This window comes from Nonomuraea bangladeshensis, from assembly GCF_039529455.1.
In the GTDB taxonomy this organism is placed as follows: Bacteria; Actinomycetota; Actinomycetes; order Streptosporangiales; family Streptosporangiaceae; genus Nonomuraea; species Nonomuraea bangladeshensis.
Window position 1 is genome coordinate 112,505 of sequence record NZ_BAAAMV010000007.1, and the last position, 22,653, is coordinate 135,157.

The following is a 22,653-nucleotide window of genomic DNA, read 5'->3' on the forward strand; positions in this document are numbered from 1 at the left end:
CGGCAAACCATTTTCATCGGCGTTCACGCCTGGCGGAACGCCCGCCACGTGTACAGCAGCGCGGCCGCCGCGGTGACGGCCAGCAGGACATATCCGATCGTGTACGTGCCGGTCGCCGAGTAGACCGCGCCCATGACGAGAGGCGGGAAGTAGCCGCCGAGACCGCCGGCCGCGCCCACCAGGCCGGTGACCGTCCCCACCTTCGACGCCTCGACCAGCTTGGCGACCAGCGCGAACACGCCGCCCGTCCCCAGCCCGAGGAAGAAGGCCATGAGGACGAAGCTCACCCCGGCGGGCACCTCCGCGGGCGGACGGAACATGAGGACGACCGCCATGACCACCACCCCGCCGAACGCGACGATCAGCACCCGGACGGCCCCCAGCCGGTCGGACAGCGTGCCGCCCAGCGGCCGGGACAGCACGGCCGCGATCGAGAAGCCGGCGGTGCGCATCCCCGCCTCGGTCTGGGCGAAGCGGTAGGCGTTCTCCAGCAGGGCCGGCAGGTACGTCGAGAAGGCCACGAACCCGCCGAACGCCACCGCGTACAGGAAGGAGCACTGCCAGGTGGCCTTCACCTTCAGCGCCTCGCGGATGCGCGGCAGCGCGGGCGCGGTCGCCGGGGACCAGAGCGGCGAGTCACGGCTCGCGCCCAGCATGAGCACCCCGGTCAGCGCCAGCACGGCCGCCATCAGCACGTGCGTGCCCGGCCGCCCGAACGCCTCCGCCAGGCGCGGCGTGAAGAAGGCCGACAGCGCGGTCCCGCCCATGCCGGCCCCGAAGACGCCGGTGGCGAAGCCGCGGCGGGCGGGCTCGTACCAGGCGTTGACGAAGGGGATGCCGATGGCGAACGACGTCCCGGGAATGCCGAGGAGGAAGCCCCAGAAGAGCAGCCAGCCGTACGAGCCGGACCAGCCGACGAACAGGACGGGGACGATCGAGACGAAGCAGACGGCGGCGAACATGCGCCGCCCGCCGAACCGGTCGGCCAGCACCCCGACCGGGATCCGGCCGAGGGCGCCGACCACGACGGGGATCGCGACGAGCAGCGAGGTCTGCGTGGGGGTGAGCCCGAGCCGCCGGTTGTAGGTGGCGGCGAGCGGGCCGATGAGGTTCCAGGCCCAGAAGGTGACGGCGAAGGCGAAGGAGGCGAGGACCAGGTTGCGGGCCTGACCCGCACGCAAACCTTTACGAAGCTCAGACATACACCCTGTGTAACAGAGAATTACTTTCTGTGATGAAGTGGGGGTATGAGCGCCCAGGACATCCTCCTCAGGACCGGCCGTTTCCTGCGCAGATCGGCGGCCACGAGCGGTGACCTGCACACCCTGCGCCTGGCCGGCGGCACGGAGGGCGACGCCTTCTACCGGGACCGGTGGAGCCACGACAAGGTCGTCCGCTCCACGCACGGGGTCAATTGCACGGGATCGTGCTCGTGGAAGGTGTACGTCAAGGACGGCATCATCACCTGGGAGACCCAGGAGACCGACTACCCGAGCGTGGGCCCCGACCGCCCCGAGTACGAGCCCCGCGGCTGCCCGCGCGGCGCCGCCTTCTCCTGGTACACCTACTCCCCCACCAGGATCCGCTACCCGTACGCGCGGGGCGTGCTGGTCGAGATGTACGCCGAGGCCCGCGAGCGGCTCGGCGACCCGGTCGCGGCCTGGGCGGAGGTCACCGGCGACCCTGCGAAGCGGCGCGCCTACCAGCAGGCGCGTGGCAGGGGCGGGCTGGTCAGGGTCAGCTGGGACCTGGCGGCCGAGATGGTGGCCGCCGCGCACGTCCACACGATCAGCGCCTACGGCCCCGACCGGATCGCCGGCTTCTCGCCGATCCCGGCCATGTCGATGGTCTCCCACGCGATCGGCTCGCGCTTCGTGTCGCTGCTCGGCGGCACCATGCTCTCCTTCTACGACTGGTACGCCGACCTGCCGGTCGCCTCGCCGCAGGTGTTCGGCGACCAGACGGACGTGCCGGAGTCCGCCGACTGGTGGGACGCCGCGTACCTGATGATGTGGGGCTCCAACGTGCCGGTGACGCGCACGCCGGACGCCCACTGGATGGCCGAGGCCCGCTACCGGGGCCAGAAGGTCGTGGTGGTCAGCCCCGACTTCAGCGACGCCGCCAAGTTCGCCGACGAGTTCCTGAGCGTGCGCCCCGGCACGGACGGCGCGCTCGCGATGGCGATGGGCCACGTGCTGCTGAAGGAGTTCTTCGTGGAGCGCGACACGCCGTCCTTCACCGGCTACGTCAAGCGTTTCACCGACCTGCCCTTCCTCGTCCGCCTGGAGCGGCGGGACGGCCGGCACGTGCCGGGCAGGTTCCTCACGGCCCGCGACCTCGGCCTCCAGGAGGAGGCGGCGGAGTGGAAGACGGTCCTGCTGTCGCGCAACGGCCGCCCGGTGGTGCCGAACGGCTCGGCCGGCTTCCGGTGGAGCGAGTCGGGCAAGGGCCGCTGGAACCTCGACCTCGGCACCGACCCCAAGCTCACCGTGATGGACGACTGGAGCCAGTCCGCCGAGGTGCTGCTGCCCCGGTTCGACGGCGGCGAGCCGGTGGTCAGGGGCGTTCCGGTGACCAGGATCAACGGGCATCTCGTCACCACGGTCTACGACCTGCTCCTCGCCCAGTACGGCGTCCGCCGCCCCGGCCTGCCGGGCGACTGGCCGGAGGGCTACGAGGACGCGGCGCGGCCGTACACGCCGGCGTGGCAGGAGCCGATCACCGGCGTGCCGGCCGAGCGGGCGGCCCGCGTGGCCCGCGAGTTCGCGCGGACCGCCGAGGCCACCGGCGGCCGCTGCATGATCATCATGGGGGCGGGCGCGGCGCAGTGGTTCCACGGCGACACGATCTACCGGGCGTTCCTGTCGCTGCTGCTGCTGACCGGCTGCCAGGGCCGCAACGGCGGCGGCTGGGCGCACTACGTGGGCCAGGAGAAGTGCCGTCCGCTGGCGGGCTGGGGGGTGCTGGCGAGCGCCGCCGACTGGGTGCGGCCGGCCAGGATGGTCCCCGGCACGCCGTTCTGGTACCTGCACACCGGCCAGTGGCGCTACGACCGCTTCGACGCGGGCGAGCTGGCCTCGCCGGTGGGGCCCGGCGCGTTCCGCGGGAGGCGCACCGCCGACCTGGTGGCCGAGGCGGTGCGCAACGGCTGGATGCCGATGGCTCCGGCGTTCGACCGCAATCCCCTGGAGCTCGGGGAGGCCGCCGATCCGGTCGCGTACACGCGGGAGGAGCTGCGCGCGGGCCGGCTCCGCTACGCCGCCGAGAACCCGGAGGACCCGCGCAACTGGCCGCGTGTGCTCACGCTCTGGCGCTCCAACCTGTTCGGCTCCAGCGCCAAGGGCAACGAGTATTTCCTGCACCACCTCCTCGGCGCGACCTCCAACCTGGAGCACCCCGATCCCGAGGCGGCGAGCGGCAAGCTGGACCTGCTGGTCACGCTCGACTTCCGCATGACGTCCTCGACGGTCTTCTCCGACGTGGTGCTGCCGGCCGCCACCTGGTACGAGAAACACGACCTCTCCTCGACCGACATGCACCCGTTCGTCCACGCCTTCAACCCGGCGATCAGCCCGCCCTGGGAGACCCGGACGGACTTCGCCGCCTTCCACACGATCGCCCGCGCCTTCAGCGACCTGGCCCGCGAGCGCCTCGGCGTGCGCAGGGACGTGGTCGCGACCGCCCACCAGCACGACACGCCGAGCGAGCTCAGCCACGACCGCGAGCCCGCCCTGCACGTCGTCGAGCGCGACTACGGCGCGGTCGCCGACCAGCTCGCCGCGCTCGGCCCGCTGACCGAGCGGCTGGGCGTGCCGGTCAAGGGGGTGACGTTCCGTCCCGACGAGGAGGTCGCCTGGCTCGGCGCGCGGTGCGGCCTGGTGCCGCGCGGCGTGGCGAAGGGGCGTCCCGAGCTGGACACCGAAGCCAAGGCGTGCGAGGCGATCCTCGCGCTGTCGGGCGCGAGCAACGGCCGGCTCGCCGTCCAGGGCTTCCGTGAGCTGGCCGAACGCACCGGGACCGACCTGTCAGGGCTGGCCGACGAGGGCCACAGGATCGTCTTCTCCGACACCCAGGCGCGGCCGGTGCACGTGTCCACGAGCCCGGAGTGGTCGGGCAAGGAGTCGTCGGGCCGCCGCTACGCGCCGTTCACGATCAACGTCGAGCACGGCAAGCCGTGGCACACGCTGACCGGCCGGATGCACTTCTTCCTCGACCACGACTGGATGCACGAGTACGGCGAGGCGCTGCCGGTCTACCGCCCGCCGCTGGACCTCGCCGCGCTGTTCGGCGAGAGCGGCCGGCTGCGTTATCTGACGCCGCACAGCAAATGGTCGATCCACTCGGAGTATCAGGACAACCTGCTCATGCTGTCGCTGTCCAGGGGCGGCCCGTCGATCTGGATGTCGGACGAGGACGCGGCCCGGCTCGGCGTGGCCGACAACGACTGGGTGGAGGCCGTCAACCGCAACGGCGTGGTCGTGGCCCGCGCCATCGTCTCCCACCGCATGCCGCCGGGGACGGTGTACATGTACCACGCCCAGGACCGCCTGATCGACGTGCCGCTGTCGGAGGCGACCGGCCGCCGCGGCGGCATCCACAACGCGCTGACCAGGGTGCTGATCAAGCCGACGCACCTGATCGGCGGGCACGCCCAGCTCTCGTACGGGTTCAACTACTTCGGCCCGACGGGCAACCAGCGCGACGAGCTCACGACCATCCGCCGCCGCTCCCAGGAGGTGCGCTACTGATGCGGATCATGGCCCAGATCGCCATGGTGATGAACCTGGACAAGTGCATCGGCTGCCACACCTGTTCCGTCACCTGCAAGCAGACGTGGACGAACCGCCCCGGAGTCGAGTACGTCTGGTTCAACAACGTCGAGACCCGGCCCGGCCAGGGCTACCCGCGCCGCTACGAGGACCAGGACCGCTGGCGGGGCGGCTGGACGCTGGACCGCAAGGGCCGGCTCCAGCTCCGGGCGGGCGGCCGGCTGCGCAAGCTCCTCACCATCTTCGCCAACCCGCTGCTGCCCTCCATCCAGGACTACTACGAGCCCTGGACCTACGACTACGAGAACCTCACGCGGGCCCCGCTGTCGGCCGACGTGCCCGTGGCGCCGCCGAGGTCGCTGCTGAGCAACCAGCCGACCAAGATCGAGTGGAGTGCCAACTGGGACGACGACCTCGGCGGCGACCCGTCGCCCGACCCGGTGCTCGCGCAGGTGTCGGAGCAGGTCAGGCTGTCGTTCGAAGAGGCGTACATGTTCTATCTGCCGCGCATCTGCGAGCACTGCCTCAACCCGTCGTGCGTGGCCTCCTGCCCCTCCGGCGCGCTGTACAAGCGCGAGGAGGACGGCATCGTGCTCGTGGACCAGGACCGGTGCCGGGGGTGGCGCATGTGCGTGACCGGCTGCCCGTACAAGAAGGTCTACTTCAACCACCGCACCGGCAAGGCGGAGAAGTGCACGTTCTGCTTCCCGCGGGTCGAGGTGGGGCTGCCGACCGTCTGCTCGGAGACGTGCGTCGGCCGCCTGCGCTACATCGGCGTCCTGCTGTACGACGCCGACCGGGTCGCCGAGGCCGCCGCGACGCCGGACGAGCGCGACCTGTACGAGGCCCAGCTCGACCTGTTCGCCGACCCGCACGACCCGGTCGTCGCGGCGGCCGCCCAGGCCGCGGGGCTGCCCGCCGAGTGGCTGGAGGCCGCCCGGCGCTCGCCGGTGTACGACCTGGTCAAGCGCTACCGCATCGCGCTCCCCCTGCATCCCGAATACCGGACGCTGCCCATGGTCTGGTACGTCCCCCCGCTCTCGCCGGTCGTGGACGCGCTCGCCGGCACCGGCCACGACGGCGAGGACGCGGTCAACCTGTTCGCCGCCATCGACGCGCTGCGCATCCCGGTCGGCTACCTGGCGGGGCTGTTCACGGCGGGCGATCCCGCGCCGGTGACGGCGGCGCTGCGCAAGCTGGCCGCGATGCGGTCGTACATGCGGGCCGTCAACCTGGGCCGACCGCCGGTCCTGCCGCCCGAGGCGGGCATGAGCGAGGAGGACCTGGCGGCGATGTACCGGCTGCTCGCCCTCGCCAAGTACGACGAGCGCTACGTCATCCCCACCGCGTACGGCAACCAGCCAGGCGTGGTGGAGGAGGCCGGCTGCAGCCTCGACTACGACGGCGGTCCCGGCATGCAGGGGCCGTTCGGCGAGGCGTCGGGCCGTCCGCAGCCGGTGTCGGTCGAGAGCTTCCACGGGCTGAAGGAGCGCCAGACCGGCGACGAGGTGACCCACAAGCGGGTCAACCTGCTCAACTGGGACGGCCGGGGCATGCCCGCGGGGCTGTTCCCGCCGCGACGGGAGCGCTCGTGAAGGTGCTCTGGCAGGCCGCGGCCCATCTGCTGGCCTACCCGGACGAGCGGTTCTGGCGGCGGCTGCCGCTGATCAGGGAGGCGGCCGAGCCGTACTTCGCCGGGTTCCTCGACCGGGCCGCCGAGCTGGGGGCGGGCGAGCTGGCCGCGCACTACGTGGAGACGTTCGACCTGGACCGGCGCTGCTGCCTCTACCTGACCTACTACGCCGACGGCGACACTCGCCGCCGGGGCGCGTCGCTGGCCGCGCTGAAGCGCCGCTACCGGGCCGCCGGGTGGGAGCTGATGGAGGACGAGCTGCCCGACTTCCTGCCGGTGGTGCTGGAGTTCGCCGCGCTCGACGCGGCGGGGGCCGAGGTGCTGCGGGAGCACCGGGTGGGGCTGGAGCTGCTGCGGGCGGCGCTGGAGGGGCGCGGGTCGCCGTACGCGCTGGTGGTCGGCGCCGTGTGCGGCACGCTGCCGCCCGCGACCGCCGAACAGCGGGCGGAGGTGCGGCGGCTGGCGGCCGGCGGCCCGCCGGCCGAGAGCGTCGGGAGGCAGGCGTGAACGCGAGCGAGAGCCTGCTCTGGACCGTGGCGCCCTACGTCACCGCGGTGATCTTCGTCGGCGGCCTGGTCTGGCGCTACCGCTACGACCAGTTCGGCTGGACCACCCGCTCCTCCCAGCTCTACGAGCGGCGGCTGCTCCGGGTGGCGAGCCCGCTGTTCCACTACGCGCTGATCTTCGTGATCGTCGGCCACGTCACCGGCCTGCTCGTTCCGCTGTCCTGGACCGACGCGATCGGCGTGAGCAACGCCACCTACCACGCGAACGCCCTGGTCTGGGGCGGGATCGCCGGGGTGGCCGCGCTCGCGGGGCTGGTCCTGCTGATCTACCGGCGGCGCACCCGGGGGCCGGTGTTCCTCGCGACGACGGCCAACGACAAGACCATGTACGTGGTGCTGGCGGCGGCGATCGTCACCGGCGTGGTGACGACGGTGGCCGGATTCACGCCGAGCGAGGAGAGCTACCGGACCACGGTCGCGCCGTGGTTCCGCGGGGTGCTCACCTTCAGTCCCGACACGATGGCGATGAGTAACGCGAGCGGTCTTTACAAACTGCACACGGTCGTGGGGATGGGGCTGGTCGTACTCTTCCCGTTCAGCCGCTTGGTCCACGCACTTTCCGCCCCCGTGGGGTATTTGTTCCGTCCTTACATCGTGTATCGGAGCCGGGCGAGGTAGCGTGGCGCGGGTCCCGGGAGGGGTCCGGGTAGGCCAGAATCGTCCCTTGTGAAGCACGGGTACACCAACAGCACATTCGGCGACGGCGCCCTGGTCGTGAAGTGCTACCAGGGCCCCGAGGCGGCGTTCAGGCTGAGCACGGAGAGCAGATACCTGCGCCGCCTGCGCGGCCGCATCCCGGTCCCCCGCGTTCACAAGATCACCGCCGACAGCCTGACCACCCGCTTCGTCTCCGGCGAGCACGGCCAGGACCTCCTGGACGACGGCCACGCCGTCGAGGTGCTCACCGAGTGCGGCCGGATCCTCGGCGGCATCCACCGCCTGGGGATCGTCCACGGCGACTACGGCCCCCAGAACATGCTCTTCGACCCGGCCACCTTCCGCACCACCGCGATCCTCGACTGGGAGTGGGCGCACCCGGGCCGGCCGGTCGAGGACCTCGCCTGGTGCGAGTGGATCATCCGCAGCCACCACCCGGAGCACGTGCCGCTGCTCGAGCACTTCTTCGCCGCCTACGACGGGTTCGTCCCCGACTGGACGGAGCGGCAGGCGGCCATGCTGGCGCGCTGCCGCGCGCTGCTCGACTTCTGCGCGCGATGGGAGCCGGGCGGCGACGGCGAGAAACTCTGGCTCCACCGCCTCGACACCACCACCGCCTGGTCGGAGTGACCTTCCCCTCAACCGCCTCTGATCAGCCTCACCCCCGCCTCGACGAATCCGGCCTCCTCCGCCGTGAGGCCGGAGTCGGCGGCCCGCAGGCGGGCGGCCTCCTCAAGCGCTCCCCCGCCACCATCCATGACATCGCCGAGTTCGCGGAGCAGGCCTGACAGCACCGCCCGCGCGAGCCCGGCCAGCGGATCGCCCACGTTGACCGCGATCTGGGCCAGGATGACGGCCGACAGCGCGGCGTCCAGCTCGGGACGGCCCTCGCGGCTGTTGCGCCAGTCGATCACGACGGCCCCTGCGGGCGTCAGCATGACATTGTCCGGGTGCAGGTCGAGATGGAGCACCCGGTCGCGCGGATCGGGCGACAGGCGGGCGGGGATCGTGTGCAGGCGCCGCAGCAGCCGCGCTGTCAGCCGGCCCGCCTCCACCGGCTCGTACGCGCCGCCGACCACGGCCTGGAGCAGCGTCGGACCGGGCAACCGGCGCATCACCAGGTCGGCCGGGCTTCCGCCGCCGGGCCCCGGGCGCACCGCGGGGACCGGGTAGCCGTGGGCGGCCACGTACGCCATGACGGCCGCCTCCTCCCGGGCGTCGTGGCCGTCGCGGTAGCGGCGTAGCACGAGGTCGTCGTCGAGCGCGTACACGTCGGCGCTGCGCCCCGTCCCGATCAGCTCCATGTGCCCAAGCTAACGGGCGCTCGCCTCTGGGGCCGCCTCGGCCAGCCGGGCCAGCTCGGCCTCGTGCGCACGGGCCATCGTGGTGGCCAGCCGCCGCACCTCCTCGGACGCCCCCGAACGCCGCTCCCCCTCGGCGACCAGCACGAGCTGATCGAGGTACGCCCGCACCAACGGGACGAACCGCCGATCGAACTTCTTCCCGCGCAGCCCCCGCAGCGTCTCCAGATCGCCGGCGGTCGGCATGCCCGGCATGTCGTGCCCGGCATGGGGATTCTCCCCCGCACCATTCCGGGGGAGCAGCGCACGCAACCGCTCCCGCCCCTCCCCGTGCTCCTTCGCCAGCCGTCCCGCCACCTCCACGAGTTCAGGGGAGGCGGAACGGCCGGGTGCGAGCGCGAGCATCGGCAACGCCCGCGCGTGCAGCGCCTCGGCGAGCTGCAACCAGGCGATGTCGGTGGCGTTGAAGGGTGAGCCGGAGCTCGCCACCGTACCGCCGGCCGTGGAGCCGCAGCCACCGACCAGCGACAACAGCACGAACGCCGCCGACACCCACGCCCTCACCATGAGGAACACGGCACCTAGACCGGCCGCCCGTCCGCGCCGCACTTCACGACCGGACGGATGCAGTCACGCACCCGGCGCTCCATCTCCGCCTGCGGCCAGGCGTTGAAGAAGTCGCCGTGCATCGTGTACCCGCCGCCGGAAGCCAGCCGGAAGTGCGACGGGTCCCCGCTGACCGGATACCGGATGACCTGCCGCAACTTCGGCACCGGCACCGGATGCGTGCTCGGGCACGCCCCCGCCACCGGGTACGCCATGTGGCTCTTGTGGTCGGCGGAGTCGAGGTCGCGCCCGTTCCAGCACTGCGGGAAGTCCAGGTACGACTCCAGCATCGTCCCGCTCGGGCACGTCACGAAGTCCTTGGACGGCGGCACCTGCCCGGCGTGCAGACACGACCACCGCGCGATGGACGACCCGTCCCCCGGCCCGGTCGCCTTGGCGTTCCCCGCGACGATCCGCAGCCCCAGCGGAAGCGGCTGCGTCCGCGCGACGATGTCGTCCCGGACGCCCTCCCCCAGGTAGTAGAACGTGATGATGGCCGGCTCGACCGGCGCCCCGTCCCGGTAGAAGGTCGGCACCCAGTACGACGACTTGTCCACGGCCGGGTTGCAGTTGGTGGCACCGTTCTGCAGATCGGCGAGCGTGGTGGAGGCGTTGGTGACCCGGCTGCCGAAGAAGCTGTGCATGTGCGAGGCCCCGGGCAGCCCGGGGAAGACGATCGGATCGTCCGGCAGCCGATGGCTGAACGGGCAGTCGGCGAGGAACTCCGCGACCCGGACGACCTGCGCGTCCACCGGCCGCGGGGCGACGGCGAACGTGGCGAGCAGCACGGACAGGAGGGCGAGCAGTCGCGTGACACGCATGGCGGCTCCCTTGGGGGGTGGGCGATCGTTTCGAGAGAGCGCTCCCTTGACCAGAAGACTGCTCGCCCACTTGACGACTGTCAAGAACCCCGTTAACCCGGCCGGAACCGAGCACCACACGCAGCGCGACCCTGAGGGGGAGCGCTCTCTCAGCAGAAGACGGCCGGATCAGCCCTTGATGCAGATGAGCTGACGCAGGTGGGCGACGACCTCCACCAGGTCGGTCTGGGCGGCCATCACCGACTCCAGGTCCTTGTACGCCCCCGGAATCTCGTCCAGCACCCCCGCGTCCTTCCTGCACTCCACCCCGAACGTCTGCTCCTGCAGATCCTTCAGGGTGAACGTCTTCTTCGCCTTGTTCCTGCTCATCTTGCGGCCGGCCCCGTGCGAGGCCGAGTTGTACGCCAGCCCGTTCCCCAGCCCCTTGACGATGTACGTCCCGGTGGCCATCGAGCCCGGGATGATGCCGAGGTCGCCCGAGCCGGCCCGGATCGCGCCCTTGCGGGTGACGAGCACGTCCACGCCCTCGTAGCGCTCCTCCGCCACGTAGTTGTGGTGGCAGGAGATGGGCTGGTCGAAGGTGACACCCGGCAGGTGGCGGCGGAGGACGTCGCAGACCAGGCCCATCATGAGCGCCCGGTTGCGGCGGGCGTAGTCCTGGGCCCAGTAGAGGTCGCGGCGGTAGGCGTGCATCTCCGGCGTGCCGCCGAGGAAGACGGCGAGGTCGCGGTCCACCAGGTCCTGGTTGTGCGACAGGCCGCGGGCGACGCCGATGTGGTGCTCGGCCAGCTCCTTGCCGATGTTGCGGGAGCCGGAGTGGAGGACGACCCAGACGGCGCCCTCGTCGTCGGAGCAGACCTCCAGGAAGTGGTTGCCGCCGCCGAGGGTGCCCATCTGCGCCTCGGCCCGCTCGCGGCGGGCGCGTACCGCCGGGGCGAGGTCGTCGAAGCTCTTCCAGAACTCGGCCCAGCCGGCCGTACGCATCCCGAAGATCTTGCCGGGATCGACCGGGCGCTTGTGGTGCGAGAAGCCGACCGGCACCGCCTGCTCCAGCTTCCCGCGCAGGTAGGCGAGGTTGTCCGGGAGCTGCGACGCCTTGTACGAGGTCTTGACCGCGCTCATCCCGCAGCCGATGTCCACGCCGACGGCGGCCGGCGAGACGGCCTCGCGCATGGCGATGACCGACCCGACCGTCGCGCCCTTGCCGTGGTGGACGTCGGGCATGACGGCGACGCCGTGGACCCAGGGGAGGTTCGCGACGTTGCGCAGTTGCTGCATCGCCTGCGGATCGACGGCCTCTGGCTCCGCCCACATCCTGAGCGGATGCCTGGTCCCGGTCACCTCGTGGTACGTCATCGCGTGTCGCCTCCTCTCGCTGGTCCAACTGGAACGCGATCTATCAGGCCAGACATCCCATACCCGCCGCAACCGAATTAGGCGCGGTCAACACGGACTCAACGCAGGCTCAACACCGGGCCGCCTACGTTCCTCTCGTCACCGAGCCGAGAGGACCCGACATGAACCTGCCTCGCCGCCACCTCACGACGGCCGGCGTCGTCGCCGGCACCGCGATCGTCGTCTTCGGCGCGCTTCCCGCCCAGGCGGCCACCGCCGACAGCGCCCTGGTCGAGGCGTACCTGGCCGCCATGCCCGGCGGGACGAGGGTGAGCAGCAACGAGATCGTCTGGGACGGCGGTGACGTGCGCGTGGTCCTCGCCGCCACCGCCAAGGCGTGCAAGAAGGGCTACTACTGCGTGTACGAGCACCAGTACTGGCGCGGCGCCATGGGGTCGTGGCGCGCCTCGGCCAAGAACTGCAAGAAGTTCGAGTTCACGGGACCGTGGCGGGACCGGGTCTCGTCGTTCTGGGCGCGCGGCACCTGCCCGTCCGACAACTACTTCCTGAAGAACAAGAAGAAGCTCCAGCCCGACCCGTTCGAGCCGTTCGTCGGCAAGAAGGCGTACGTCCGCTTCAACGACGCCTACGACTACGCCGCGCGCGGCTACACGAGCTGACCGCCGGCGGGGACGGCGGAAGGGCGGCCGGGCAGGAGCGGGATGGCGGCCAGGACGAGCGCGATCATGACGACGGACAGCCAGGCGACGTGGTGGAAGCCGGTCATCGCGTCGCCGGCGGTCTGCAGGACGAGCGTGACGAGGGCGACGCCGAGGGCCGCGCCGAGCTGGTTGAGCATGTAGAGCACGGAGCTGCCCTGCGCCACCAGCGGCGCCGGCAGCGTCCGGTAGAGGGAGCCCATCGTCGGCGCGCTGAAGCAGCCGCTCCCCAGGCCGAACGCGAAGGCCGCGAGCACCGGCCACACCTCGGGCGTGTCCGCCCCGACCTGAGTGAGGGCGAACGCGCTCAGCAGGGACCCGATCGCGCCGGCCGTGGCCAGTCCGCGGGCGCCGATCCGGTCGGACAGCCGCCCGGCCAGCGGCATGGCGAGCGAGCCGCCGAGCCCGATCGGGGTCATGAGCAGCCCGGCGGCGAGCACGCCGTGGCCGTGGGCCTGCTGGTAGTACAGCGGCAGGGCGAACAGCGCGGCGTACAGGCCGAGGCCGCCGATCCCCATGATCGCGACGCTCGCGCCGAACCCCCGCCCGGCGAACAGCCGCAGCTCGATCAGCGGCGCGGCGGCCCGCCGGGCGTGCAGCCCGTAGCCGAGCAGCAGCGCGGCCCCGAGCGCGAGCGGCAGCAGCGCCTGCCAGGCCGCGACGCCGCCCTGTTCCGCCGTCTGCGACAGCGCCAGCACGACCGCCGCGAAGCCCGGCCCGAGCAGCGCCAGCCCGAGCACGTCGAGCCGCCCCGCCACCGCATCCGCAGCGGCGGCGTCGGCGGGGAGCACGCGCCGCGCCAGCACGTACGCGACCGCCGCCAGCAGCACGCTGAGCAGGAACATCCACCGCCACGACAGCCCGTTCAGCACGACGCCGCCCGCGATCGGCCCCAGGACGGGCCCGAGCGACAGGACCACGCCCATCAGCCCCATCACCCGTCCGGCGCGGTGCGGCCCGGCGGCGCGGGCCAGCAGGATCAGCACGAGCGGGTCCAGCAGTCCGGCCCCGAACCCCTGGAGCACGCGGAAGCCGATCAGCGCGCCGACGTTCCAGGCCAGCCCCGCCCCGAGCGAGCCGGCCGCGAACAGCACCAGCCCGGCCAGCCACAGCCGCCGGCCGCCGAACCGGTCGACGGCCCAGGTGGTGAACGGGATCGTGGCGGTCACCGCCAGCAGGAACCCGGTGGACGTCCAGCCGACCGTGCTGAGCGAGGTGTCGAAGATCCGCGCGAGGGTGCCGGTGGCGACGGCGGCCATCGTGCTGTTGAGGATGCCCAGCAGGCCGCCGAGCAGCACGACGCCGATCACTGCCGTCAGCCGACCGTCCAGGCGGTCAGCGATATTTGAACCCATGGGTTCAACATAATGATCGCATGCGTATGCATGCAACAGACCGGTCCATCGACTTGAACCGACGAGTACAATCAGCGCTATGGACAGCACCACGCGGGGCCGGATCGACAAGCGGCAGGCGATCCTGGAGGGGGCGTTCACGGTGTTCGCCCGGCAGGGCTACGCGCAGGCGTGCGTCCAGGAGATCGCCGCCGAGGCGGGCGTAGCCAAGCCGACGGTCTACAACCACCTGTCCGACAAGGCCACGCTGTTCAGGCACGCGATGGAGGCGAGCGCCCGCACGGCGCTGGAGGAGCGGCTGGCCGCGCTGGAGCCGCTGGCGCGTCCGGGAGACGACCTCGCCGCCACGCTGACGGACGTCGGCCACGCGCTGCTGCGCCTGCACGCCGGCGGCCGCTCGTGCGCGCTGCGCCGCCTCCTCTACGCCGAGATCACCCACTTCCCCGACCTGCTGGAGATCACCAACCAGTACGGTCCCGACCGGCTCAACCAGGCGCTCGCCGACCGGCTGGCCAGGCTCACGCTCGCCGGCCGGCTGCGCGCCGCCGAGCCCGACCTGGCCGCCGAGCAGTTCACGTCCCTGCTGCTCGGGCCCCTGGAGGCCAGGACCAGGCTCGGCACCCGCACCCTGGAGGACGCCGAGCTGCGCGCGCTGGCCGAGGCGGCGGTGCGGACGTTCCTCACCGCCTGGGGGTGAGGGGTCAGCGGCGCGGCGCGGCGGACGTCCAGCCCGCCTCCAGCACCGCGACCGAGTTGAACACCGCGCCCGGCTCCAGGCCCGCCTGGAGCCCGCCGGGCTTGACCACGACATTCTCGTTGGCGAGCCCGCGGCCGGTCGCCTCGTCGAAGACCAGCCGGTTGCGCAGCACCGCGCCGCCCTTGATCCGCTCCTCGATCGAGACGGCGGTGCCGGTGCGGCCCTCGGCGTCCGTGACGTCCTCGGTGACCTCCACTGTGTCGAGCCCTGCCAGCATCCGGAACGCCGCGCCGCGCACCTTCGGCGTCACCGGCATGTCGGTGATCAGCCCGGCGCTGACCTTGAACAGCCACACGTCCGAGGCCATCGGCACGCCGTCCGACTCCGTGTCGTGCCCCTCGTACGAGCGCAGCAGCCACGCGCGCAGCGCCTCGGCCTCGTCAGGCAGCCCGCGCAGGTCCTTCATGGTGACGTTGCGGCCCAGCCAGAACACCTTGTCCCCGTCCACGAGCGGGCTGCGGTCGGTCCTGACCTTCCCCGGGGCGGCCGGCATCGTGAGCGTCCCCCGCTTGCCCGGCACCTTGATCTCGAACTCGGCCGGCGACCCGGCCGCCTCCCACGCCTGACGATCCGCCTCCGTGGCGGGGGCCGCGCCGAGGGACTGGCCGCGGCTCCACTGCTCGCCGCCCGTGGCCCGGGGCGTCCACATCTCGTCGCGGCCGCGCGACTCGACCCGGTAACCCCCGGTCGCGGTGAACAGGGTGCGGGTCACGGTCGTCGTGTGCCACCAGTCGCCCTCGGCCTCGGCCTGCCGGCCGGCGTTCGCGGCGGCGGCGAGCAGCACCTCCCGCGCCGACAGGCGCGTCTTCTCCGCGACGGCCGGCGCGTTCTCCGTCGCCGCGACGGCGGGCGCCCGTGGCGGCGGGGTCGCGCCGCCGCCCGGCAGGACGACCGCCGCCGCCGCGACGGCCGCCGCCGCCGCCCCGGCCGCCGCCAGCCCCCACGCGGGGCGGAAGGCCGGACGTCGCCGCCGCTCCCCCTGTCGCGGCCGGGACATCGCGTACGCCAGCTCGGCCGCCCGCGTGCGCCCGTCCACCGGACGGTCGCCGAGATGGGCGGGCCGGGCGGCCCTGAGCTCGTCGATCGGGTTCATGACCACTCCTCGGTGAGGTTCCGTACGGGGGACAGGGGCGCCGGCGCGGGATGCTGAACGGCCCGCTCCAGCCGCTTGCGGGCCCGGTGCAGGCGTACCCGGAAGGCCGCCGACGAGCAGCCCACCACCCTGGCCGCCTCCTTCGGCGACAATCCCTGCCAGGCCACCAGCAGCAGGATCTCCCTGTCGTCGTCGGACAGCTCGGCCAGCGCCCGCAGCACGCCCAGGCGCTCGGTCACCTGCTCGGCCACGTCCCCTTCGGTCCAGGAGCGCAGCTCGGCCGCCAGCGCCTCCCTGCGGGCCTCGGCGCGCACGTTGTCGCGCAGGACGTTCCTCGCCACGCCGAGCAGCCACGGCAGCGCCGGCTCCGGCACGTCCCCGAACCGCCGCCAGGCGATCGCGAACGTCTCGCTCACCACCTCGTCGGCCACCTGCCGGCCCGCGCGGCTGACCACGTAGGCCCAGACGCGTTGCCGGCATTCGTCGTACATGCCGGTGAACCGGTCCGCATCATCCGCCACCGCCCAGCCCCTTCGTTCGGATGCGTTCCACTGACACCACGAAGTGGTCCGAACGGCCCCTTTGTTACACCCCGCCCGGCACGACGGCCGGCTCGCCGCAGCCCGCGACGGCGGCCAGATCGACCAGCAGGACATCTCCTCTGCGCCGCGCCAGGTCCACGAGGTCCGGCTGGAAACCCTCCATCGAGAACAGCGCCAGCACCGCCTTCCCCGCGTCGTGCCCCTGCTCGGCCAGCAGCGCCTTCAGCCGGTCGAGCCGGTCGAGGTCCGCGATGCTCCGCCGGAGCAGCGTGGCCTTCGCCTCCCCCACGAGCGCGATCTCGGCCCGCCCTGCCCGCTTGTCGAGGGCGACGACGTCGATCTCGTGTTTGGCCTGCCCCTTGCGGTCGTTCACGACGGTCGAGGTCACCAGACCGGCGTGCCCCCGCAGCGCGGGATCGGCCCGCGCCCTGAGCCAGGCTCTGGCGCAGCTCTCGAAGTGCGGCCCCAGGACGCGGGCGACGAACGTGGGCCGGGACCGGCGCCAGGCCTCCGCCGACTGCCCGGTCTCGACGAGGTCGCGCTGCGCCACGGTGATGAGGTTGTGGAACCGGATGATGGGGTCGGCCACCGTGATCACCGGTCGCCGTTCCCACAGGGGGTCGGTGTCGTAGCGCAGGTAGCCAGCACTGGTCAGCGCCTCCAGCGGCCGTGTCAGGGAAGTGCGCTGTTGCTCCAGCAGCCCGCCGATCTTCGAGGGGCTGGTGGCGCCGTTCGCTACGGCGTTGATGATGGCGTAATGCAGAGCGCTGCCGGTGAACTTGGGGTCCTCCCGCAGGAGGTACTCCGCTTCACTGCCGGAGAACAACGCCTGCCGCGGGTCCAGCACGGTGGCCGGAGCCCACACGTCCACCTCGGCCGCGCTCTGTGGCGGATCGACATTGGCGAGATTACGGTAGCCCGGCGCGCCGCCGAGGATGGCGTGCACTCGCAGGGCCGCGGCCGGGTCGCCGATCCCCCAGTGCCGCGCCGTCGTGGTCAGGTCGAACGGGTGCAGGCGAAGATCGATCGCCGCCCGCCCGCGCAGTGCCTTCGTCCCGGACAACAGGCCGTTCATCACCGACATGGCCGACCCGCAGACGATGACCCGGCCGCCGGGCGCACCCTCCTCGGTCTGGGAACGGTCGTAGAGGAGCTGGAGCAGGCCGGGCAGCTCCGGCGAGTGGGCCATCCAGTACGGCAGCTCGTCGATCACGAGCACGCCGGGCCCCCCGCCGCCGCTCCGCCGGGAGGACAGCTCGATGGCGGCGGACAGCAGGGACTCCCAACTCGCGTCGGACACGAGCTCGGGGCCGATTCCCGCGTGCCGCGCGATGGCGGCGGCCAGGCGCCGGCGAGCGGCGACGACCCCTTCCTCCGCGACGGCCGCGACGTAAAGACCGCCGGTGGCCTCCGCCAGCGCGCGCAGCAGGAAGCTCTTGCCCACCCGCCGCCGTCCGGAGACCACTCCGAAGCGCAGCCGGGGATCCCGATGCTGGACGAACTGGGTGAGAGCCGCCCACTCGGCGTCGCGCGCCAGCACTCGCGCCGGCTTGTGGATGGGTGTCACCTAAATAGTATGCAGGGCAGCGTACTAATTAGGCACCGATTCCCCGCCTACTCCCCCGTGTCCATTGCGGGTCAGGTCGACCACAGACGCCAGCCCGCCCGGTGTAGGACGTGGGGTCGGAGATCGACGGCTCTTCCCGCAGGAGAAGGCCACCCTCCCGGAACATCGCCGAGGCAGGGTTGAGCAGCCGCCGCCGCACGCAGCGGTCGAAGTCGTCGCGGGCGGCGGGACCCGATCCGCCGCACATCTCGAGATAGGCACGGGTGCTGCCGAGGGCGCGCCGCCGCTGGTCAGGGCACTGCCGCAAAGAATCAGCCGGGTACGGGTGCGCTCCTTCGCGTGTCCCGCCGGGCTGAGCGCGTGCTGCAGGTAGGACGGCCGGACGAGAATGATAGCTGCAACTACCATAGTTGCAGCTATTATTCGCTACCCGGCTACTTGGAGTTGGCCTTCAGGTAGTCCGCGTTCATGCGGGCGATCGTGTCCAGCGGGATGCCCTTCGGGCAGACCGCGGTGCACTCGCCGGTGTTCGTGCAGCCGCCGAAGCCCTCGCTGTCCATCTGGTCCACCATGGCCTTGGCCCGGGACAGCCGCTCGGGCTGGCCCTGCGGCAGCAGGCTCAGGTGGGTGATCTTGGCGGCGGTGAAGAGCGAGGCCGAGCCGTTCGGGCAGGCGGCCACGCAGGCGCCGCAGCCGATGCAGGTGGCCGCGTCGAAGGCTGCGTCGGCGTCGTCCTTGCGCACCGGCACGCTGTGCGCGTCAGGGGCTGAGCCGGCCGGCACCGAGACGAAGCCGCCCGCCTGGATGATGCGGTCGAACGCGCTGCGGTCCACGACCAGGTCCTTGACGACCGGGAACGGGGCCGCGCGCCACGGCTCGATGGTGATCTCGGCGCCGTCCTCGAAGTGGCGCATGTGGAGCTGGCACGTGGTGGTCGCGCGCTGCTCACCGTGGGCGACGCCGTTGATCACCATGCCGCACATGCCGCAGATGCCCTCGCGGCAGTCGTGGTCGAAGGCGATCGGGTCGTCGCCCTCCAGGATCAGGCGCTCGTTGAGGACGTCGAGCATCTCCAGGAAGGACATGTCCGGGGAGATGTCCTCCACCCGGTACGTCACCATCCGTCCCTTGTCCTGGGGACCGCTCTGACGCCAGACCTTGAGGGTCAGGTTCACTTGTAGCTCCGCTGGGTCATCTTGACGTACTCGTACTCGAGCGGTTCCTTGTGCAGCACCGGGCCGTCCGGGGTGCGCTCCCACGCCGAGACGTGCGCGAAGTTCTCGTCGTCGCGCAGGGCCTCGCCGTCGGCGTCCTGCGACTCGGCGCGGAAGTGGCCGCCGCAGGACTCGGTGCGCACCAGGGCGTCCAGGCACATGAGCTCGGCCAGGTCGAAGAAGTCGGCCACCCGGCCGGCCCGCTCCAGCACCTGGTTGAGCTCCTCGGCGGTGCCGCTGACCTTGACGTTCTCCCAGAACTCCTGGCGCAGCTCGGGGATGCGCTCCAGGGCCTTGCGCAGCGACTCCTCGGTGCGCTCCATGCCGCAGTAGTCCCACATGAGCTTGCCGAGCTCGCGGTGGAAGGAGTCGGGCGTGCGGGTGCCGTTCACGGCCAGCAGCCGGTCGATCTTCGAGCGGACCTTGATCTCCGCCTCGGCGACCGCCTCCTCGTCCACCTCGCCGAACGGGCCGTCGGCCAGGTAGTCGCCGATGGTGGTCGGCAGCACGAAGTAGCCGTCGGCCAGGCCCTGCATGAGGGCCGAGGCGCCGAGGCGGTTCGCGCCGTGGTCGGAGAAGTTGGCCTCGCCGATGACGAACAGGCCGGGGATCGTGGACTGCAGGTCGTAGTCCACCCACAGGCCGCCCATCGTGTAGTGCACGGCGGGGTAGATGCGCATCGGCACGTCGTACGGGTTCTCGCCGGTGATGCGCTCGTACATCTCGAAGAGGTTGCCGTACTTCTTCTCGACGGCGTCGCGGCCGAGGCGGTTGATGGCGTCGCGGAAGTCCAGGTAGACGCCGAGCCCGCCGGGGCCGACGCCGCGGCCCTCGTCGCAGACGTTCTTGGCGGCCCGCGAGGCGATGTCGCGGGGCACCAGGTTGCCGAACGCCGGGTAGATGCGCTCCAGGTAGTAGTCGCGCTCGTCCTCGGGGATGTCGCCGGGGGCGCGCTCGTCGTTCTTGCGCAGCGGCACCCAGACGCGGCCGTCGTTGCGCAGCGACTCCGACATCAGGGTCAGCTTCGACTGGTAGTCGCCGGAGACCGGGATGCAGGTCGGGTGGATCTGCGTGTAGCAGGGGTTGGCGAAGTACGCGCCCCGCTCGTGCGCCCGCCAGATGGCGGTGGTGTTGCAGCCCTTGGCGTTCGTGGACAGGAAGAACACGTTGCCGTAGCCGCCGGTGGCGAGCACCACGGCGTCGGCCAGGTGCCGCTCGATCTCGCCGGTCACCATGTCGCGCACGATGACGCCGCGCGCCCGCCCGTCGGAGACGATCACGTCGAGCATCTCGTGCCGGGTGTGCATGGTCACCGTGCCGGCCGCGATCTGCCGCTCCAGCGCCTGGTAGGCGCCCAGCAGGAGCTGCTGGCCCGTCTGGCCGCGGGCGTAGAACGTACGGGAGACCTGCGCGCCGCCGAAGGAGCGGGTGTCGAGCAGGCCGCCGTACTCGCGGGCGAACGGCACGCCCTGCGCCACCGCCTGGTCGATGATGTTCACCGAGACCTGGGCGAGGCGGTAGACGTTGGACTCGCGGGCGCGGAAGTCGCCGCCCTTCACCGTGTCGTAGAAGAGCCGGTAGATCGAGTCGCCGTCGCCGCGGTAGTTCTTGGCCGCGTTGATGCCGCCCTGGGCCGCGATGGAGTGGGCGCGGCGCGGGGAGTCCTGGTAGCAGAAGGACGTGACGTTGTAGCCGAGCTCGCCCAGCGTCGCGGCGGCCGAGCCGCCGGCCAGGCCGGTGCCGACCACGATCACGTTGAGCTTGCGCTTGTTGGCCGGGTTGACCAGGCGGGCGGAGAACTTGCGCTTCTCCCACCGCTCCTCGATGGGCCCGGCGGGCGCCTTCGTGTCCCGGATCGGCGCGCCTTCGGTGTACTTCACTTCACAACTCCGAACGTGATCGCGAGGGGCGGGGCCAGGAAGCCGATCACCAGGACGACGGAGACCAGCGCGGCCGTCCCCTTGAGCGCCTTGTAGCGGGTGCGGTTGGCCCAGCCGAGCGTCTGTACGGCGCTCCAGATGCCGTGCCGCAGGTGCAGGCCGACCATGACGACGGCCACGACGTAGATGAGCGTCACCCACCAGCGCGACGGGTCGAACCCGGCGACCATGCGGTCGGCGGGCTCGGAGTCGAAGCCCTTGGGGTTGACGACGCCGAAGGTGAGGTCGAGCAGGTGCCAGACGACGAAGAGCGCGATGGTCAGGCCGCCGAAGCGCATGATGTGCGTGGCGTAGCCGTTCGCCTGCGACTTCTTGGCGACGTACTTGACGGGCCTCGCCTGGCCGGCGCGGCGGGCCAGCGAGATCGCCGCCCACATGTGCGCGACGACCGAGACGACCAGCCCGATCTCGAGGATGGTCAGCGCGGTCCGGTACGGCAGCAGCGGCTCGAACAGCGTGCGCAGCGCGTGCGCGTACTCGTTGAAGGAGTCCTTGCCGAGGAAGATCTTCAGGTTCCCCACCATGTGGGCGATGAGGAACAGCACCATCACGGCGCCCGTGACGGCCATGACGACCTTCTTGCCGTTCGACGAGCGGAGGAACCCGCCGGACCGCTTACGCGTTGGAGTGCTCTTGGGAGCGGGAACTGGCGCGGTGGCGGCGCCGCGCTCAATCGTGGCAGTCACGTTTTCGAACCGTACGTACGCAGGTACGATCCGTCCAAGTCATGGACGATCTGGTTTCGATAGCCGTCAGCTATGATGCTGGTAAGGCCGGTCTTTTCATCACCATACGGTCGGCCGGTGCGAGGAAAATCACATGCAGCTGCAACAACTCGCCTATTTCGTGGCCGTCGCGGAGACCAGGCACTTCACCCAGGCCGCCGAGCGCATGCGGGTCGCCCAGCCCTCCCTGAGCAAGCAGATCAAGGCCCTGGAGGGCGACCTCGGCGCGCCGCTGTTCTCCCGCGCCAGGGGCAACGTCACGCTCACCCCGGCGGGCGAGGCGCTGCTGCCGCTCGCCCGCCGCATGCTCGCCGACGCCGACACCGCCAGGCAGGAGGTCGCCCAGCTCGCCGGGCTGCGCCGGGGCCGGGTGCGGCTCGGCGCCACGCCGTCGCTCTGCGCCGGGCTGCTGGCCGACGCGCTGGCCCGCTTCCACCGGGCCTATCCGGGGATCGAGCTGCTGGTCGAGGAGGGCGGCTCGCGCGACCTGGTGCGGGCGCTGGCCCGCGGGCAGCTCGACCTGTCGCTGATCATCATGCCGTTGCAGAGCGACGACCCGGCCCTCGTGACCGAGGAGATCCTGCGGGAGAACCTCGTGGTCGTCTCGCCCTCGCACGAGCCGTCGCGGCGGCCGTACATGGAGATCGACGAGCTGCGCGGGCAGCCGATGGTGATGTTCCGGCGCGGCTACGACCTGCGCGAGGCGACGCTGGCCGCCTGCCGGCACGCGGGCTTCGAGCCGCGCTTCGCGGTGCAGGGCGGCGAGATGGACGCCGTGCTGCGGTTCGTGGAGGCGGGGCTCGGGGTGGCCGTGGTGCCGTCCATGGTGCTCGACGGCCGGCCGGGGCTGGCGGGCACCCCGCTCGCGCCTCCGGGGCTCAGCCGGACGATCGCGCTCGCGCACCGCAAGGACGTCGAGCCCACGACGGCGGCGCAGGCGTTCCGCGGCGTCCTGCTGTCGTTCGTGGTCGAGGCCGGGGTCGAGGGCACGCTTCCACAAGGGGTGGAGCTCATCGCAGAATGAGCAGCAACGACGATCCCGAACGCGCGGTG

General features: G+C 71.7%; 20 protein-coding genes. 8 read left to right on the forward strand and 12 right to left on the reverse strand.

What is annotated here, in order from left to right:
- Nucleotides 1-23: 23 nt before the first annotated feature.
- Complete coding sequence (locus ABD292_RS23520; protein WP_344210686.1) at nt 24-1,202, reverse strand: MFS transporter; 1,179 nt, start codon at nt 1,200-1,202, stop codon at nt 24-26.
- A gap of 45 nt (nt 1,203-1,247) precedes the next feature.
- Here ABD292_RS23520 and ABD292_RS23525 point away from each other — a divergent pair, with 45 nt between their 5' ends.
- The 5 genes from ABD292_RS23525 to ABD292_RS23545 are packed head-to-tail and all read left to right on the forward strand — an operon-like array spanning nt 1,248 to nt 8,255.
- Entirely contained in the window at nt 1,248-4,748 is a 3,501-nt protein-coding gene (locus ABD292_RS23525) for a nitrate reductase subunit alpha (protein ID WP_344210688.1), read from the forward strand.
- Nucleotides 4,748-6,364 (forward strand): nitrate reductase subunit beta, encoded by a 1,617-nt coding sequence (gene narH, locus ABD292_RS23530; protein ID WP_344210690.1) that lies wholly within the window; start codon nt 4,748-4,750, stop codon nt 6,362-6,364. The genes ABD292_RS23525 and narH overlap by 1 nt, the downstream gene beginning before the upstream one ends.
- Nucleotides 6,361-6,909, forward strand: a complete 549-nt coding sequence (narJ, locus tag ABD292_RS23535; RefSeq protein ID WP_344210692.1) for a nitrate reductase molybdenum cofactor assembly chaperone — start codon at nt 6,361-6,363, stop codon at nt 6,907-6,909. The genes narH and narJ overlap by 4 nt, the downstream gene beginning before the upstream one ends.
- Entirely contained in the window at nt 6,906-7,586 is a 681-nt protein-coding gene (narI, locus tag ABD292_RS23540) for a respiratory nitrate reductase subunit gamma (protein ID WP_344210694.1), read from the forward strand. The genes narJ and narI overlap by 4 nt, the downstream gene beginning before the upstream one ends.
- Nucleotides 7,587-7,634: 48 nt before the next feature.
- A complete protein-coding gene (locus ABD292_RS23545; protein ID WP_344210696.1) occupies nt 7,635-8,255 on the forward strand; it encodes a phosphotransferase in 621 nt (206 codons plus the stop codon).
- Between the two features lie 8 nt (nt 8,256-8,263).
- On the opposite strand, the gene ABD292_RS23550 is transcribed toward ABD292_RS23545, so the two are convergent.
- The 4 genes from ABD292_RS23550 to ABD292_RS23565 form a co-directional block, all read right to left on the reverse strand.
- Complete coding sequence (locus ABD292_RS23550; RefSeq protein WP_344210698.1) at nt 8,264-8,929, reverse strand: phosphotransferase family protein; 666 nt, start codon at nt 8,927-8,929, stop codon at nt 8,264-8,266.
- A 9-nt stretch (nt 8,930-8,938) separates the two neighbouring features.
- Nucleotides 8,939-9,493: a DUF305 domain-containing protein gene (locus tag ABD292_RS23555; RefSeq protein WP_344211634.1), complete on the reverse strand. Its 555-nt coding sequence runs from the start codon at nt 9,491-9,493 to the stop codon at nt 8,939-8,941.
- A gap of 14 nt (nt 9,494-9,507) precedes the next feature.
- Nucleotides 9,508-10,353 (reverse strand): DUF1996 domain-containing protein, encoded by an 846-nt coding sequence (locus ABD292_RS23560; protein ID WP_344210700.1) that lies wholly within the window; start codon nt 10,351-10,353, stop codon nt 9,508-9,510.
- 168 nt (nt 10,354-10,521) lie between these two features.
- Nucleotides 10,522-11,709 carry an RtcB family protein gene (locus ABD292_RS23565; protein ID WP_344210702.1) on the reverse strand — a complete coding sequence of 396 codons (1,188 nt, stop codon included), beginning with the start codon at nt 11,707-11,709 and terminating at the stop codon, nt 10,522-10,524.
- A 161-nt stretch (nt 11,710-11,870) separates the two neighbouring features.
- Between ABD292_RS23565 and ABD292_RS23570 the strand changes: the two genes are divergently transcribed.
- A complete protein-coding gene (locus ABD292_RS23570; RefSeq protein WP_344210704.1) occupies nt 11,871-12,368 on the forward strand; it encodes a peptidase inhibitor family I36 protein in 498 nt (165 codons plus the stop codon).
- Here ABD292_RS23570 and ABD292_RS23575 read toward each other — a convergent pair.
- A complete protein-coding gene (locus tag ABD292_RS23575; RefSeq protein WP_344210706.1) occupies nt 12,356-13,762 on the reverse strand; it encodes a DHA2 family efflux MFS transporter permease subunit in 1,407 nt (468 codons plus the stop codon). The two genes, ABD292_RS23570 and ABD292_RS23575, sit on opposite strands and share 13 nt — an antisense overlap.
- Before the next feature lie 79 nt (nt 13,763-13,841).
- On the opposite strand from ABD292_RS23575, the gene ABD292_RS23580 reads away from it, so the two are divergent.
- Complete coding sequence (locus ABD292_RS23580; protein ID WP_344210708.1) at nt 13,842-14,459, forward strand: TetR/AcrR family transcriptional regulator; 618 nt, start codon at nt 13,842-13,844, stop codon at nt 14,457-14,459.
- Between the two features lie 4 nt (nt 14,460-14,463).
- On the opposite strand, the gene ABD292_RS23585 is transcribed toward ABD292_RS23580, so the two are convergent.
- The 6 genes from ABD292_RS23585 to ABD292_RS23610 all read right to left on the reverse strand — a co-directional run bounded on the left by ABD292_RS23585 (nt 14,464) and on the right by ABD292_RS23610 (nt 21,561).
- Complete coding sequence (locus tag ABD292_RS23585) at nt 14,464-15,612, reverse strand: CU044_5270 family protein (protein ID WP_344210710.1); 1,149 nt, start codon at nt 15,610-15,612, stop codon at nt 14,464-14,466.
- Nucleotides 15,609-16,133, reverse strand: a complete 525-nt coding sequence (locus ABD292_RS23590) for an RNA polymerase sigma factor (protein ID WP_344210712.1) — start codon at nt 16,131-16,133, stop codon at nt 15,609-15,611. The genes ABD292_RS23585 and ABD292_RS23590 overlap by 4 nt, the downstream gene beginning before the upstream one ends.
- Before the next feature lie 64 nt (nt 16,134-16,197).
- Nucleotides 16,198-17,721 carry an ATP-binding protein gene (locus ABD292_RS23595; protein WP_344210714.1) on the reverse strand — a complete coding sequence of 508 codons (1,524 nt, stop codon included), beginning with the start codon at nt 17,719-17,721 and terminating at the stop codon, nt 16,198-16,200.
- 434 nt (nt 17,722-18,155) lie between these two features.
- The gene (locus ABD292_RS23600) at nt 18,156-18,896 is read right to left on the reverse strand and encodes a succinate dehydrogenase/fumarate reductase iron-sulfur subunit (protein ID WP_344210716.1); all 741 of its coding nucleotides are present in this window, start codon (nt 18,894-18,896) and stop codon (nt 18,156-18,158) included.
- Nucleotides 18,893-20,815, reverse strand: coding sequence for a fumarate reductase/succinate dehydrogenase flavoprotein subunit (locus tag ABD292_RS23605; RefSeq protein WP_344210718.1), 1,923 nt, complete (start codon nt 20,813-20,815; stop codon nt 18,893-18,895). The genes ABD292_RS23600 and ABD292_RS23605 overlap by 4 nt, the downstream gene beginning before the upstream one ends.
- A complete protein-coding gene (locus ABD292_RS23610; protein WP_344210720.1) occupies nt 20,812-21,561 on the reverse strand; it encodes a succinate dehydrogenase cytochrome b subunit in 750 nt (249 codons plus the stop codon). Before ABD292_RS23610 ends, ABD292_RS23605 begins: the two co-directional genes overlap by 4 nt.
- Before the next feature lie 133 nt (nt 21,562-21,694).
- Here ABD292_RS23610 and ABD292_RS23615 point away from each other — a divergent pair, with 133 nt between their 5' ends.
- Entirely contained in the window at nt 21,695-22,624 is a 930-nt protein-coding gene (locus ABD292_RS23615; RefSeq protein ID WP_344210722.1) for a LysR family transcriptional regulator, read from the forward strand.
- Nucleotides 22,625-22,653: the final 29 nt, after the last annotated feature.

What these genes read in the sequence shown, in the direction of transcription:
- ABD292_RS23565 (WP_344210702.1), bottom strand. Translation starts at nt 11,709, where the DNA reads ATGACGTACCACGAGGTGACCGGGACCAGGCATCCGCTCAGGATGTGG.
- narH (WP_344210690.1), top strand. Translation starts at nt 4,748, where the DNA reads ATGCGGATCATGGCCCAGATCGCCATGGTGATGAACCTGGACAAGTGC.
- ABD292_RS23555 (WP_344211634.1), bottom strand. Translation starts at nt 9,493, where the DNA reads ATGGTGAGGGCGTGGGTGTCGGCGGCGTTCGTGCTGTTGTCGCTGGTC.
- ABD292_RS23580 (WP_344210708.1), top strand. Translation starts at nt 13,842, where the DNA reads ATGGACAGCACCACGCGGGGCCGGATCGACAAGCGGCAGGCGATCCTG.
- ABD292_RS23570 (WP_344210704.1), top strand. Translation starts at nt 11,871, where the DNA reads ATGAACCTGCCTCGCCGCCACCTCACGACGGCCGGCGTCGTCGCCGGC.
- ABD292_RS23550 (WP_344210698.1), bottom strand. Translation starts at nt 8,929, where the DNA reads ATGGAGCTGATCGGGACGGGGCGCAGCGCCGACGTGTACGCGCTCGAC.
- ABD292_RS23520 (WP_344210686.1), bottom strand. Translation starts at nt 1,202, where the DNA reads ATGTCTGAGCTTCGTAAAGGTTTGCGTGCGGGTCAGGCCCGCAACCTG.
- ABD292_RS23525 (WP_344210688.1), top strand. Translation starts at nt 1,248, where the DNA reads ATGAGCGCCCAGGACATCCTCCTCAGGACCGGCCGTTTCCTGCGCAGA.
- ABD292_RS23575 (WP_344210706.1), bottom strand. Translation starts at nt 13,762, where the DNA reads ATGGGTTCAAATATCGCTGACCGCCTGGACGGTCGGCTGACGGCAGTG.
- ABD292_RS23585 (WP_344210710.1), bottom strand. Translation starts at nt 15,612, where the DNA reads ATGAACCCGATCGACGAGCTCAGGGCCGCCCGGCCCGCCCATCTCGGC.
- ABD292_RS23560 (WP_344210700.1), bottom strand. Translation starts at nt 10,353, where the DNA reads ATGCGTGTCACGCGACTGCTCGCCCTCCTGTCCGTGCTGCTCGCCACG.
- ABD292_RS23615 (WP_344210722.1), top strand. Translation starts at nt 21,695, where the DNA reads ATGCAGCTGCAACAACTCGCCTATTTCGTGGCCGTCGCGGAGACCAGG.